The following is a 13,096-nucleotide window of genomic DNA, read 5'->3' on the forward strand; positions in this document are numbered from 1 at the left end:
TGTTTCCTTTTCTCTCGGTATCGGGTGCGCGAGCCGTCGTAGGGATTCTCGCGCTAGACGAGCAGCGTCAGCGGGTTCTGGATGCGATCGGTGAAGGCGGCGAGCCACTGCGCGGCGAGCGCGCCGTCGAGGACGCGGTGGTCGGCCGACAGCGTCACCGTCATGACCGTCGCCGCGGTCAGTTCGCCGTCCGAGCCGACGACGGGCCGGCGCTCGGCCGCTCCCACGGCGAGGATGCCGGCGTGCGGCGGGTTGATGATCGCGGAGAAGCGCGACGTGCCGTACATGCCGAGATTCGACACGGCGAACGAGCCGCCCTCCAGCTCGTGCTGCTTGAGACGTCCCGCACGGGCGCGCTCGGCGACGTCGCGGACCGTGCGGTTCACGCCGCTCAGCGAGAGCGCCTCGACCCCGCGGACGACCGGCGTCACGAGTCCCCCGGGGATCGAGACGGCCACACCGATGTCGACGCTCGCGAAGCGCCGCGTCGCCTCGTCGGTCCAGATCGCGTTGGCCTCGGGAACGTCGAGCATCGCCGCGGCGACGGCCTTCAGGACGAAGTCGTTGACAGAGATCTTCGACTCGGCCTTCTCGTTGATGCGCGTGCGCAGCTCGAGGACCTCGTCGACGATGCAGTCCGCCGACAGGAAGAAGTGCGGCACGGTGACGGTGCTCTCGGTGAGCCGTCGCGCGATCGCTCGACGCATCCCGGTGTGCGGCACGTCCGTGTACGGTGCGGGCTCCCCGGTGGCAGGGACCGGCGCCGCCGTCGTCGCGGCGGGCGCCGTCGCGGGTGCGGGTGCGGTTGCGGTTGCGGATGCGGGCAGATCGTCGAGGTCGCGCCGCACGATGCGGCCGTGGGGTCCCGACCCCTTCAGGCCGGTGAGGTCGAGGCCGCGCTCGCGGGCCAGCTTGCGCACGAGCGGACTGGCGAACTGGCGGGAACCGTGCTCCGCCGGGGTCTCGACGGCAGCGGCCGGCGCCGCCTCGGGAGTCGCGGGAGCCTCCGGTGGCACGGGCGCCGGAGCCGGGGCGAGCAGACCGTCCTCCGACGACTCCGTCGCGGGTTGATCCCCCGCTCCGGCGGCGGTCGTCGCCGGCTCGGTCGCGTCCGGCTCTGTGGTCTTCGGCTCTGTGGTCTTGGGCTCTGTGGTCTTCGGCTCTGTGGTCTTGGGCTCCGGGCCGGCGTCCGCGACGCCCGCCTCGGCGAGCGCATCCTCGGCGGACTGGCCCTCGCCTGCCAGCACGAGGATCGGCGATCCGACGGCGGCCGCCGCGCCGGCGTCGACGAGCACGGCGGCGACGATCCCCGCCTCCTCCGCCTCGTACTCCACGACCGCCTTCTCGGTCTCGATCTCGACGATCTCCTGGCCGACCTCGACGCGGTCGCCTACGGCGACCAGCCACGCCTGTACCGCCGCCTCGGTGGCACCGGCGGCCAGCGCGGGCATGCGCACGACGGCGGCCATCAGCGTCCGCCTCCGTTCGTCCGCACCCGCTCGAGGCCCTCGGCCACTTCCTCCGTGCGGGCGATGGCCGCGCGCTCGAGCACCTTGGAGATGCTGGGGCTGGCCTCGCCTCCGGTGACCCGCTCGATCGGCTGATCGAGCCAGTCGAACAGCCGCCGCTGAAGCTCGTCGGCCAGCCACGCACCGTACGAGGTGCCGCGCGCGCCCTGCTCGACGATGAGGACGGCGCCGGTCTTGCGCACGCTCGCCTCGATCGTCTCCCAGTCGAGCGACGCGCGGTCGAGCCAGCGCAGGTCGATGACCTCGGCGTCGACGCCGGTGCGCTCCACGGCCTCCAGGGTGTGACCCACCATCGAGAGGTAGGTGAGCACGGTCACCGTCGAGCCCTCGCGGCGCACGGCGGCCCGCCCCGGCGGGATCACGTAGTCCAGATCACCGTCGGGCACCCGGTCGGCGGTTCCGTACAGGTCGACGTGCTCGATCACCAGCACGGGATCCTCGAGAGCGAGCGCCGCGTTCAGGAGGCCGATGTAATCGGCCGCCGTCGAGGGTGCCACGATCCGCCATCCCGCGGAGGTCGCGAAGATCCCGGCGGGATCCATGAGGTGCTGCGACCCGTAGCCCGACCCCATGGCGACCTTGGTGCGCAGCACGAGCGGAACGGTGTTGTTGTCGCCGAACATGTGCCGGGCCTTGCCGACCTGGTTGAACACCTGGTCGGCGGCGACCCACATGAAGTCGGGGTACATGAACTCCACGACGGGACGGAACCGGCCGTCGAGCGCCATCCCGCCGGCCAGTCCGAAGAAGCCGTTCTCGCTGATGGGCGTGCCGATCACGCGGTCGGGACCGAAGGCCGCGAGCAGCCCCTTGGTGGCGCCGTTCGTGCCTCCGGCGAGGCGATGGACGTCCTCCCCCATCACGACGATCCGTGGATCGGCGGCCATCCGGCGCTCCATCGCGGCGGCGACGGCGTCGACGAACTTGACGTCGGTCCAGCCGCCGGTGTGGTCGGCGGGCTCGGCAGCGGTGAGGGCGTCGAGCTCGCTCGCGTCACCGCGGATGCCGGTGTCGACCACCGCCGGGTCGGGCCACAGCGCGGGGACGATGCGGCGACGGCCGGCGTTGTCGGGGTCGTCCTCGGTGAGGGCGCCCACGGCCGCCGCCATCGCCTCGCGTGCCTGTGCGCGCAGAGCCGCCGCCTCGTCGGGGCCGAGCACCGAGAGCTTCGCGAGCTCCTTCTCGAGGCGCGCGATGGGGTCGCGCGCCTTCCAGCTCTTCTCCTCGTCCTTGGTGCGGTACCCGAAGGCGCTCCCCGGATACGGCCCGTTCTGGTGGAAGAAGCGGTACACCTCGGCCTCGATGATCGCCGGCCCTTCACCGGAGCGCATGCGCTCCAGCGCCTCCTGGGTCGCCAGGTGCACGGCGAGGGGGTCCATGCCGTCTACGCGCCACGAGGGGATCCCGAAGCCCTGACCGCGGACCGAGAAGCGCGGGTCGGCGGTCGCCTCCTCGGCACGGGTGGAGACCGCGTAGAGGTTGTTCTCGATGAAGTACATGACGGGCAGGCGCCACGCGGCGGCGAGGTTCATCGATTCCAGCACGGAGCCGATCTGGCTCGCGCCGTCGCCGAAGTAGTTGATCGAGACGTCCGTCGTCCCCGCGTGCTTCTGCGCCCAGGCGTTGCCGGCGGCCAGCGGGGCGCCGCCGCCGACGATCGCGTTCGTGCCGAGCGCCCCCGCCTCCAGCCACTGCAGGTGCATCGATCCGCCCCGCCCGCCCGAGAAGCCCTGGGCGAGCCCGAGGATCTCGGCGAGGGTCCGCTGCAGGAGCGCCTGCATCTCGGCGTCGACGAGATGGGCGGGATCCAGGCGGCCGCCCGAGACGTGCCCGATCGCCTTGGCGAGGAACTGGTGATGGCCGCGGTGCGAGCCGTTGACGGCATCGGTCGAGCGGAGCGTCACGATCGAGCCGACCGCGCCGCCCTCCTGGCCGATGCTGGAGTGCGCCGGTCCGTGCACGAGTCCGGCACCGGCGAGATCGAGCACGCTCTCCTCGAAGGCGCGGATGAGGTGGAGCTGGCCGAGCATGGTCGTCAGCAGGACGGGATCCGCGGCCTTCCAGTCGGCTGCCGTCGTGCTCAGCTCGATCCAGGGAACGTCGGTCGAGAGGGTGCGTCGTCGCGGCATGTTCGTCTCCATCGATGTCATGCGGTGTGATCACGGTAGAGGACAATTGCATCCAATATCAAGACCCGCATCCCTTCCAGAGTCGATTCGGGTTGATTCGCGGCGGCAAGTGGATACAATCGGGGCAATCACATCGGAGTGACGAGAGGAGCCGACATGCCGATCCCCGGAATGCGCGGAACCGACCACATCGGCTTCACGGTGCCCGACCTCGACGAGGCGGAGCGGTTCCTCGTGGACGTGCTCGGGGCGGTCCGCGTGTACACGCTCGGCGCGAAGCGGTCCGACGACGACTTCATGGCGGTGCAGCTGGGCGTCCACCCCCGCACCGCCATCACCGAGATCCGCTTCTACCGACTCGGCAACGGCAGCAACCTCGAGGTGTTCCACTACGACAGCGCCGACGGGCAGGCGCCACTCCCCCGCAACAGCGACATCGGCGGCCACCACCTCGCGCTGTACGTGGACGACATGGACGCGGCCGTCGCCTACCTCCGCACCCACGACGTGGACGTGATGGGCGAGCCGGTGGTGAGCGCCGGCGCCTCTGCCGGACAGCGCTGGCTCTACTTCCGCAGCCCCTGGGGCATGCAGTTCGAGCTCGTCTCGTTCCCGGACGGCAAGGCGTACGAGGCGGATGCCGACACGCTGCTGTGGCACCCCGCGGATCCGGCGAAGTGATCGGCGACCGGTCAGAGTGAATCCATGAGCCAGATCGACATCACCCGCACCCGCGACGGCGACGCCGGGGCGCGGATCGCCGAGGGCATCCGCAGCCGCATCATCGGGGGCGCCTACCCGCCCGGCACCCGCATCCGTCAGGAGGACGTGGCCGCCGAGTACGGCGCGAGCCGCGTCCCGGTGCGCGAGGCGATCCGGCAGCTGGAGTACGAGGGCCTCGTCACCGTCGTCGCCAACTCCGGCGCGTGGGTGTCGCGGCTGACTCTCGCCGAGTGCGAGGAGGTGTACCAGATGCGCGAGCGGCTGGAGCCTCTGCTCCTGCGGTACTCCGCCCCGCAGCTGGATCCCGCCGCGCTGGAGCATCTCGCCGATCTCGCCCAGCGCATCAGCGAGGCCGGCGACGACACCGAGGCGTTCCTGCAGCTGGACCGCGAGTTCCATCTGGCCAGCTACGCCGCCGCACGCACCTCGCAGCTGGATCCGCTCATCCGCAAGCTCTGGAACACGACGGCGCCCTACCGGCGCGCGTACGTCTCGTCGTGGGACCGCGACTCGCGCCGCATCGCCTACGAGGAGCACCACCTGATGGTGGCCGCGCTCAAGGACGGCGACCTCGAGGAGGCCGAGCGCGTGCTCGGCGGACACATCCGTCGCACACGACGTCAGCTCGCCCGCACGCCGCACATCTTCGACCACACGCACGACGTCTGATCCGCAGACCGCCCCTCAGAAAGGCCCGCCATGCCCATCGCCTCCATCAACCCCGCCACCGGCGAGACGATCGCCCGGTTCGAGGAGCACGACGACGCCGAGATCGACGCCCGGATCGCGGCGGCCGCCGCGGCGCACCGCACCCTGCGCGGCACCGGGTTCGCGCAGCGCCGGGAGTGGATGCACGCGGCCGCCGACGTGCTCGATGCCGACGTCGACACGGCGGCCGAGATGATCACCGCCGAGATGGGCAAGCCCCTCGCACAGGCCCGCGCCGAGGTCGCGAAATCGGCGAAGGCGATGCGGTTCTACGCCGACCGCGCCGAGGAGTTCCTGTCGGGATGGACGCTCGACGACCCGTCCGCCGTCGGCGCGTCGCGCGCGCACACGGTCTACCAGCCGCTCGGCGTGGTCCTCGCGGTGATGCCGTGGAACTACCCCATCTGGCAGGTCATCCGCTTCGCCGCGCCCGCGCTCATGGCCGGGAACACCGGCCTCCTCAAGCACGCGTCGAACGTGCCGCAGGCCGCGCTCTACCTCGACACGCTGTTCGAGCGGGGCGGGTTCCCGGAGGGCTCGTTCCGCTCGCTCCTGATCCCCGCCGCCAAGGTCGAGGGCGTGCTCCGCGACCCGCGCGTGGTCGCCGCGACCCTCACCGGCTCCGAGCCCGCCGGGCGGTCGGTGGCCGCCATCGCCGGATCGGAGGTCAAGCACGTCGTGCTCGAGCTCGGCGGATCCGACCCCTTCCTGGTGATGCCGTCGGCCGACCTCGACCGCGCCGTGGCGACCGCGGTGACGTCGCGGACGACCAACAACGGTCAGGCCTGCATCAACGCGAAGCGGTTCATCGTCCACGCCGACGTGCACGACGCGTTCGTGGAGAAGTTCGCCGCCGCCATGTCGGCACTGCGCGTGGGCGACCCGATGGCCGACGGCACCGACATCGGCCCGCTCGCGACCAGGTCGGGCCGTGAGGACCTCGTCGAGCTGGTCGACGACGCCGTCGCCGGCGGCGCGACAGCGGTCGTGGGCGGGAGCGTCCCCGACGGCGACGGCTGGTTCTACCCGCCGACGGTTCTCACCGGCCTGACCCCGCAGATGCGCCTGTACCGCGAGGAGGCGTTCGGACCCGTCGCCTCCGTCTATCGTGCCGCGGATGCCGAGGACGCACTGCGGATCGCCAACGACACCACCTTCGGGCTGAGCTCGGCCGTGTGGACGGAAGACGCCGACGAGGAGGAGCGACTGGTCGCCGGCCTCGACGCGGGCGCCGTCTTCGTCAACGGCATGTCGATCTCCTACCCGGAGCTGCCGTTCGGCGGCATCAAGGACTCCGGCGTGGGTCGCGAGCTGTCGGCGGAGGGCATCCGCGAGTTCTGCAACCTCAAGTCGGTCTGGAAGGCGTGATCCCCCCGGTCGTCGAGCGAGCGCACCTCCGGTCGGTGAGCGAGCGCACCTCCGGTCGTTGAGCGAGCGCAGCGAGACGAAACGCCACCCCGCCCCGTTTCGTCTCGGTCGCTGCGCTCCCTCGCTCAACGACCGACACCCCCACCGGACCGCGACACGCCCGGTGGTTGAGCGAGCGCAGCCCCGGTCGTTGAGCGAGCGCAGCGAGACGAAACGCCACCCCGCCCCGTTTCGTCTCGGTCGCTGCGCTCCCTCGCTCAGGCGTGCGGGACGGGGTCGTTCGCGTTCCGGTCCCGCACGAACCAGATCGCGCGCACCTCGACGTCGCCCTCGTTCCAGAACCGGTGGGGCAGCGCCGAGTCGAACACGATCGAGTCGCCCGGGACGAGCGTCGTCGCCTCGCCGCGCACCTCGACGCTCAGCCGCCCCGCGATGATCACCCCGTACTCGCGGCCCTGATGGACGATGTGCTCGGCGGGCGCCTCCGTGCCGGGGGCGTAGACGACCTCGAGGAACTCGGCGTCGGCCTCGCCGCGCGCCGTGAGCCTGCTCCACCGCGGGCCGGAGCTCAGCTTGATCGAGGGATGCTGATCGGCGCGCTGGACGATGCCGCTCGCCTCCAGGTCTCCGCCCTCGCCCGAGCCTGATCCGCCGCTGTCGGACGTCGCCGCTGCCCGGACCGGCGGACCCTGCGGGTCGAGGATCTCGTGCATCTGGACGCCCAGCTCGGCGGCGACCGCGTAGAGCGCCGGCACGCTGAAGGACCCGATCCCGCGCTCGACCTGCGAGACGTGGCTCGCCGAGACGCCGATCCGGCGGGCGAGCTCGCGCACGGTCAGGCCCGCACCGGCGCGCAGCTCCCGCACGCGCTCCCCTACGGTGTTCCAGGGCGTCTCGAGCTCGGTCATGCGCTCGCCTCCTCGTTCAGCCTGCGCTGCGACGGTGCAGCCGGCCCATCACGTCGAGCACGTCGACGGCGTTGCGGATGTCGACGGGTGCGTCGGCATCGGTCCGGCGGGTCGACCCGACGATGTACCAGACACCCTCGGCGACCTCGTCTGTGTGGTTGAAGTAGTAGTGGGGCCGCTGGGCGTCGAAGCACAGCGAGTCGCCGGGCCGCAGGACGAAGGTGTCGAACTCGAGCTTGAGCGTCAGCTCGCCGCGCACGATGTAGCCGTGTTCGACGCCGACGTGCCGCATGTGCGTCTCGTCGATCGAGCTGGCCGCGCCGGGCTGATAGGTGGCGAGCACGGCGTCCATGCCCTCGTCGCCGCCGACCGCCAGACTGCGCCACGTGACACCGTTCTGCATGACGATCTCGGGCGCCGCCGAGAACGGCTGCACGGGGTCGGGCCGCATGCGGGGCCGGGCGGGCGCAGCGACCGGCGGGTGATGACCGAGCACGTCGTCGACCGAGAGGCCGAGGCAACTGACGATGGCGTACAGCGTGCTCACCGAGGGCTGCACCTTGCCGGTCTCGACCTGCGACAGCAGGCTCGGCGAGATGGCCGCCTCGGCGGCGGTGGCGCGCAGGCTGAGGCCCCGCGCGGTGCGTGCCGCACGGATGCGGTCACCGAGCTCTCCGGTCATGAGCCTCCCTTCGCGAGACCGACCCTACTCCTGGCTGTGCCGTCAGACTGAACACCACGACGTCTCGTGACGAGGTCAGTACGGATTCGCGACGAACAGCTCCTGGGCGGGGAAGCGGGTGAGCACTTCGATGCCGTAGTCGGTCACCACGACCTCCTCTTCGATCCGCGCCGCGGACGATCCGTCGGAGGCGGGGCAGTAGGTCTCCATCGCGAACACCATTCCGGCCTTCAGCTCCACCGGGTCGGCCATGGAGTTCAGGCGGGAGATGATGGGGCGCTCGTGCAGGCCGAGGCCGAGCCCGTGGGCGAACTGCAGCCCGAAGGCGGCCAGCTCGTTCTCGAAGCCGAAGTCCTCGGCCTTCGGGAGCACGGCGGCGACCTGGTCGCTGCCGACACCCGGCCGGATCGCATCGAGCGCGGCGTCCATCCATTCCCGCGCCTGCTTGTACGCGTCGTGCTGGCTGGGCGTCGCCCATCCGACACCGAAGGTGCGGTAGTAGCAGGTGCGATAGCCGTTGTAGGAGTGGATGACGTCGAAGAACGCCTGATCCCCGGGCCGGATGATGCGGTCGGTGAAGTTGTGGGGATGCGGGTTGCACCGCTCCCCCGAGATCGCGTTGATGGCCTCGACCTGGTCGCTGCCGTACTCGTACAGACGCGCGTTGGCGAGGGCGACGATCTCGTTCTCGCGCACGCCCGGACGCAGGGCGTCGGCGATGTCCTGGTAGACGCCGTCCACCATCGCCGCCGCCTGGTTCAGCAGCATGATCTCGTCCCGGTTCTTGATCACCCGCGCATCGAGCATGTGCTGCTGGGCGTCGGCGATCCGGATGCCGCGGCGCTGCAGCTCGAACAGGAACGGCGGCTCGATGATGTCGATGCCGACGGGCGCATCCTTCAGCCCCGCCGCCGCCAGCAGCGACTCGATCTCGTCGATCGCCGTCTTCATGAGGTCGGCGCCGCCCTCGGGCGCGACGGCGCCCTTGAACCCCAGGAAGCCCGCGCGGTAGTTCTCGTCGGGCACCCAGTCGGAGTAGAGCTTGTGGTGGCGCACCGCCGACCCGAAGTCCCAGAGGATCGGCTCGTGGCCGCGCATGAGCAGCGCGTAGCGGATCATCTTGTCGCCGAGGGCGCCGCCGATCCAGGTCTGGGTCGTGTAGCGGATGTTGTAGAAGTCGAAGAGCAGGAAGGCCCCGCACTCGCTCGCCTCCAGCGCCGCCTGAGCGCGGCCGAGGCGGTACGAGCGCAGCCGGTCGAAGTCGACGCGGTGCTCGTAGTCGACGCCCATGATGCCGGGCGAGCCGAGGGGACGGACGCCGGCCGGCCGGTCGACGGGCCGCTCGAAGCGGCGCTGGCCGTGGCCGTGTCCGTGGTGGGCGCTCACGCGTCCTCCGCCGGTGCGGCGGCGACCACGTGGAACTCGAAGCGCAGCCGCGCGTCGGTGGCCAGGCGCACCACCTGCACCGTCGTGCTCGTGGGGATGTGCCCGCCGAACCACGCGGCCTGGTGCGCGTTGACGACGTCCTGGTCGGCCTCGACGTCGGCGAAGAAGCGGATCATGTTGACGACGTCCTGGCGGCCGCAGCCCGCCGCCGCCAGCGCCTGATCGAGGTGGTCGAAGGCGTTGCGGACCTGTCCCGCCGCATCGGTGGGCATCGCGTCGAACACCTCGGCCACGTGAGGGTGGTCGTGGTAGACGGGAGCGCCGGTCACGCCGCTGATGAAGACGAGCCGCGCCGGGGAGACCACGCGGATCGCGGGCACGAACGGGCTCACGATGCCGGCGTCGAAGCCCTCGTGGTGGATCACGTCGGCCTGGCCGACCCGACGCGGCGGGGGGATCTGACTCATCTGCTTCTCCTGTCGGTGATGTCCGTCACCGGACGCTGGTCGTGGATCGGTGGGTGATCCGCCCGCCGAGGACGGTCAGGTCGCTCCGGATGTCGCGGAGCTCCTCGTCGGCGCAGGTCAGCGGATCGCGGGTCGGCACGCACAGGTCGGCGTCGTAGCCGGGCACCAGGCGACCGCGATGGCCCTGCTCGCCCGTGAACCAGGCGGCATCCCTCGTGTACGCCGCGATCGCGTCCCAGCGGTCCATGCGGTGAGCGGGATCGCGGCGGCCCCGGCCGTCGAGCGTGTCGCCGGTCACGAGCCACCAGATCGACGCCCACGGCGAGAACCAGTTGGCCCGGGTGGCGTCGGTGCCCGCCCCGATGACGATGCCGAGCTCCCGCATCGTGCCGATCGGCGGGGCCTGCGCGGTCGGGGTCTCGCCCCACGCGTCGGCGTAGTCGCTCCCCTTGAGGATCAGCCGGTTCTGCACGAGCACGCCCGCCCCGAGCCGCGCCAGCCGCTCGAGGTTGCCCCGGCTCGCCTCGTCGGCGTGCACGATCGACCAGCCGCGACCGGCGACCAGCCCGGTCTCGGCCTCGACGCGCTCCCACGCATCGAGGATCCGCCCGAGCGTCGCGTCGAGCACGGCGTGCACGCTCATGCGCCAGCCGCGACGTGCGCAGAGGCGGACGATGTCCACGAGCTCTTCGGCGGCGTCGTCGGGCATCGCGAACGGGTCGAGCCCCTCCATGTCGTGGCAGCCGAGGTGCGGGATCTCGCCGACGCCGACGATCCGCAGCATCCCGTCGCCGGAATCGGGCTGCACGAGGGTCGTGAGCGCATCGATGTCGGCGACCTCGCCCCCGCGGGTCCAGGCCGAGACGAACAGGCGCGCCCGGATCCCGAGGTCGCCCGTCCGCCAGACCGCGGAGATCGGGTCGTAGTCGCGCGGGGTCATCAGCAGCCCGCCGCCGTCGACGACGCCCGTCAGTCCGTGCCGGGCGAACTCGGCGGCCATCTCCCGGACGCCCTCCTGCGCCTGTGCGGCCTCGGCGCCCAGCGACAGTCCGATCGGCACGGCGAAGGCCCCCACGCCGCGGATCCGTCCGGTGAGCGCACCGTCTTCGTCCCGCTCCAGCACGCCGCGCGGCGGGTCGGCGACGGCGTCGGCGAATCCCGTGGCGCGCAGCCCCGCGGCGTTGAGGATGCCGAGGTCGTACAGCTCCTGCAGGTACACGGGGTGATCGGGCGCGACGGCGTCGAGCTCGGCGCGGTCGGGCGCGCGTCCCTCCGCGAACTGCGAGCGGTGCCATCCGCCGACGACGGAGATCCAGGCGCCCGGCGGAAGGGCCTCGGCGGCCTCGGCGATCGACGCGAGCGCGCCCTCGACCGAGCGCACCGACTCCCAGTGCAGCGAGCGGGACCACGAGTTGGCGCCGCGGACCGCGTGGATGTGGGAGTCGTTGAGGCCCGGGATCACGCGACGACCGTCGAGGTCGATGACCTCCGCGGCCAGGTCGGCGTAGGGCGCGAGCTGCTGATCGGTGCCGACGGCGACGACGCGACCGGCGGCGATGGCGATCGACTCGACCTCGGCCGGAGCCTGGTCGGGGTCGGCGAAGGTGGTGATGCGGCCGCCGCGCAGCACGAGGTCGACGAGCGGCAGGGCGCCCGTCAGACGGGGCGCGCGGGGATCGGCGGGCATTCGGGCTCCGGTCAGATGCTCAGGTGGCGCTCGAGGAGCACGTCGTCGGCGCGCAGCTCCGCCGGGGTGCCCGACCAGGCGATCGTGCCGGAGTCGTCGATCACGATGACGCGCTCGGCGATGTCGAGGGCGAGGTCCACGTTCTGCTCGGCGATGAGGATCGACAGTCCCGACGCGCGAAGCCCTTCCAGGCGGTCCTGGATGACATCCAGGACACTCGGGGCCAGGCCCTCGCTGGGCTCGTCCATGATGAGCAGCGACGGGTTGGTCATGAGGGCCCGCCCGATCGCGAGCATCTGCTGCTCGCCACCCGAGAGCGACCGCGCCATCGAGCCGGAGCGCTCGGCGAGCCGGGGGAAGAAGTCGAACACGCGCTCCACGGTCCACGGCTCGGAAGCGGCGGCGCGCCGGGCCCGCGGGACCACGGTGAGGTTCTCCAGCGTCGTGAGCGAGCCGAAGACGCGACGGCCCTGCGGCACGAGCGCGATCCCGGCGCGGGCGATCCGGTGCACGGGAAGCTTGGTGAGCTCGGCCCCGTCGAAGACGATCGATCCGGCCGTCACCGTCGGCGGACGCAGCCCGCAGATCGCGCGGACGAGCGTCGTCTTGCCCATGCCGTTGCGACCGAGGAGGGCGACGCTCTGCGCGTCGCCGATCTCGAAGTCGACGCCGTGGAGCACCTGCGCCGTCGCGTAGCCGACGTGCAGGCCGGTGACTGTGAGGCTCACTTCTTGTCCCGCCTTCCGAGGTAGATCTCTTTCACGGTGGGGTGCTCGCGCACCTCGGCCGGCGTGCCGGTGACGACGTGGTGGCCGTTCTCCATGCACATCACGCGGTCGGTCAGCCCGAGCGCCAGGGACATGTCGTGCTCGATGAGGAGGATCGGCAGCGTCCGCGGCAGCGCCTCCACCAGCTCGCGCAGCGTCGTGCGCTCCACCGCCGACAGACCCGCGGCGGGCTCGTCGAGAAGGAGGATGCGGGGATCGGTCACGAGCGCCATCGCGATCTCCAGCTGCCGCTGCTCGCCGTGGGACAGGTCGGCGACCGTGTCGTCGCGGCGGTCGACGAGGTCGACGGAGTCCAGCATCTCGAGCGCGCGCGTGGTGACGTCGTCGCGCAGGCCCTGGGTGCGCCAGAACACCCGCGCCTGCGGCGAGCCGCCGCGCGCGGCGACGCGGACGTTGTCGAGGACGGTCATCTCGCGGAACAGGTTCGAGACCTGGAAGGTGCGCCCGACGCCCAGGCGCGCGCGGCGGGAGGCGTCGACCCGGGTCACGTCGCGGCCGAACAGCTCGATCGCGCCGGCCGTCGGCGGGACGTCGCCGGCGATCATCTTGAACAGCGTGGTCTTGCCCGCGCCGTTGGGACCGATGACCCCCATCCGCTCGCCGGGAGCGAGCGTCAGCGAGATGTCGTCGACGGCCTGGACGCCGCCGTAGCGCTTGCCCAGTCCCGTCACGGTGAGCGCGGGGGCGGTGGCCCCGGATCCGTGAGGACCCGGGGCCATCG

At 71.6% G+C, this 13,096-nt stretch carries 12 protein-coding genes; 3 read left to right on the forward strand and 9 right to left on the reverse strand.

Annotated elements, in window-relative coordinates; all coding sequences use genetic code 11:
- Positions 1–53 precede the first annotated feature (53 nt).
- Positions 54–1,469, reverse strand: coding sequence for a 2-oxo acid dehydrogenase subunit E2 (locus ACPWUT_RS10420; protein ID WP_425837292.1), 1,416 nt, complete (start codon positions 1,467–1,469; stop codon positions 54–56).
- Entirely contained in the window at positions 1,469–3,658 is a 2,190-nt protein-coding gene (locus tag ACPWUT_RS10425; RefSeq protein ID WP_284527851.1) for an alpha-ketoacid dehydrogenase subunit alpha/beta, read from the reverse strand. Before ACPWUT_RS10425 ends, ACPWUT_RS10420 begins: the two co-directional genes overlap by 1 nt.
- Before the next feature lie 156 nt (positions 3,659–3,814).
- Between ACPWUT_RS10425 and ACPWUT_RS10430 the strand changes: the two genes are divergently transcribed.
- From ACPWUT_RS10430 to ACPWUT_RS10440, 3 genes are read left to right on the forward strand one after another with little or no spacing between them, the layout of a single operon-like run.
- On the forward strand, positions 3,815–4,339 hold the full coding sequence (locus ACPWUT_RS10430) for a VOC family protein (RefSeq protein WP_425837296.1): 525 nt from the start codon (positions 3,815–3,817) through the stop codon (positions 4,337–4,339).
- 24 nt (positions 4,340–4,363) lie between these two features.
- Entirely contained in the window at positions 4,364–5,050 is a 687-nt protein-coding gene (locus tag ACPWUT_RS10435; RefSeq protein ID WP_425837299.1) for a GntR family transcriptional regulator, read from the forward strand.
- A gap of 30 nt (positions 5,051–5,080) precedes the next feature.
- Positions 5,081–6,457: an NADP-dependent succinic semialdehyde dehydrogenase gene (locus tag ACPWUT_RS10440; protein ID WP_425837302.1), complete on the forward strand. Its 1,377-nt coding sequence runs from the start codon at positions 5,081–5,083 to the stop codon at positions 6,455–6,457.
- A gap of 257 nt (positions 6,458–6,714) precedes the next feature.
- Here ACPWUT_RS10440 and ACPWUT_RS10445 read toward each other — a convergent pair whose 3' ends face one another.
- The 7 genes from ACPWUT_RS10445 to ACPWUT_RS10475 all read right to left on the reverse strand — a co-directional run bounded on the left by ACPWUT_RS10445 (position 6,715) and on the right by ACPWUT_RS10475 (position 13,094).
- Positions 6,715–7,365, reverse strand: a complete 651-nt coding sequence (locus tag ACPWUT_RS10445; protein ID WP_425837305.1) for a helix-turn-helix domain-containing protein — start codon at positions 7,363–7,365, stop codon at positions 6,715–6,717.
- Between the two features lie 16 nt (positions 7,366–7,381).
- Positions 7,382–8,047 carry a cupin domain-containing protein gene (locus tag ACPWUT_RS10450; RefSeq protein ID WP_284527856.1) on the reverse strand — a complete coding sequence of 222 codons (666 nt, stop codon included), beginning with the start codon at positions 8,045–8,047 and terminating at the stop codon, positions 7,382–7,384.
- A 75-nt stretch (positions 8,048–8,122) separates the two neighbouring features.
- Positions 8,123–9,433, reverse strand: coding sequence for a M24 family metallopeptidase (locus ACPWUT_RS10455; RefSeq protein ID WP_425837309.1), 1,311 nt, complete (start codon positions 9,431–9,433; stop codon positions 8,123–8,125).
- Complete coding sequence (locus tag ACPWUT_RS10460) at positions 9,430–9,900, reverse strand: RidA family protein (RefSeq protein WP_425837312.1); 471 nt, start codon at positions 9,898–9,900, stop codon at positions 9,430–9,432. The genes ACPWUT_RS10455 and ACPWUT_RS10460 overlap by 4 nt, the downstream gene beginning before the upstream one ends.
- A 25-nt stretch (positions 9,901–9,925) precedes the next feature.
- The gene (locus ACPWUT_RS10465) at positions 9,926–11,587 is read right to left on the reverse strand and encodes an amidohydrolase (RefSeq protein ID WP_425837315.1); all 1,662 of its coding nucleotides are present in this window, start codon (positions 11,585–11,587) and stop codon (positions 9,926–9,928) included.
- 11 nt (positions 11,588–11,598) lie between these two features.
- Positions 11,599–12,315: an ABC transporter ATP-binding protein gene (locus ACPWUT_RS10470; RefSeq protein WP_284527860.1), complete on the reverse strand. Its 717-nt coding sequence runs from the start codon at positions 12,313–12,315 to the stop codon at positions 11,599–11,601.
- On the reverse strand, positions 12,312–13,094 hold the full coding sequence (locus ACPWUT_RS10475; RefSeq protein ID WP_284527861.1) for an ABC transporter ATP-binding protein: 783 nt from the start codon (positions 13,092–13,094) through the stop codon (positions 12,312–12,314). The genes ACPWUT_RS10470 and ACPWUT_RS10475 overlap by 4 nt, the downstream gene beginning before the upstream one ends.
- Positions 13,095–13,096 lie beyond the last annotated feature (2 nt).

It is taken from the genome of Microbacterium sp. PA5 (assembly GCF_049860775.1).
Lineage (GTDB): Bacteria > Actinomycetota > Actinomycetes > Actinomycetales > Microbacteriaceae > Microbacterium.

Bases quoted from the DNA above. Each gene is read 5' to 3' on its own strand.
- ACPWUT_RS10420 (WP_425837292.1), bottom strand. From the start codon at position 1,469: ATGGCCGCCGTCGTGCGCATGCCCGCGCTGGCCGCCGGTGCCACCGAG.
- ACPWUT_RS10425 (WP_284527851.1), bottom strand. From the start codon at position 3,658: ATGCCGCGACGACGCACCCTCTCGACCGACGTTCCCTGGATCGAGCTG.
- ACPWUT_RS10430 (WP_425837296.1), top strand. From the start codon at position 3,815: ATGCCGATCCCCGGAATGCGCGGAACCGACCACATCGGCTTCACGGTG.
- ACPWUT_RS10435 (WP_425837299.1), top strand. From the start codon at position 4,364: ATGAGCCAGATCGACATCACCCGCACCCGCGACGGCGACGCCGGGGCG.
- ACPWUT_RS10440 (WP_425837302.1), top strand. From the start codon at position 5,081: ATGCCCATCGCCTCCATCAACCCCGCCACCGGCGAGACGATCGCCCGG.
- ACPWUT_RS10445 (WP_425837305.1), bottom strand. From the start codon at position 7,365: ATGACCGAGCTCGAGACGCCCTGGAACACCGTAGGGGAGCGCGTGCGG.
- ACPWUT_RS10450 (WP_284527856.1), bottom strand. From the start codon at position 8,047: ATGACCGGAGAGCTCGGTGACCGCATCCGTGCGGCACGCACCGCGCGG.
- ACPWUT_RS10460 (WP_425837312.1), bottom strand. From the start codon at position 9,900: ATGAGTCAGATCCCCCCGCCGCGTCGGGTCGGCCAGGCCGACGTGATC.
- ACPWUT_RS10465 (WP_425837315.1), bottom strand. From the start codon at position 11,587: ATGCCCGCCGATCCCCGCGCGCCCCGTCTGACGGGCGCCCTGCCGCTC.
- ACPWUT_RS10475 (WP_284527861.1), bottom strand. From the start codon at position 13,094: ATGGCCCCGGGTCCTCACGGATCCGGGGCCACCGCCCCCGCGCTCACC.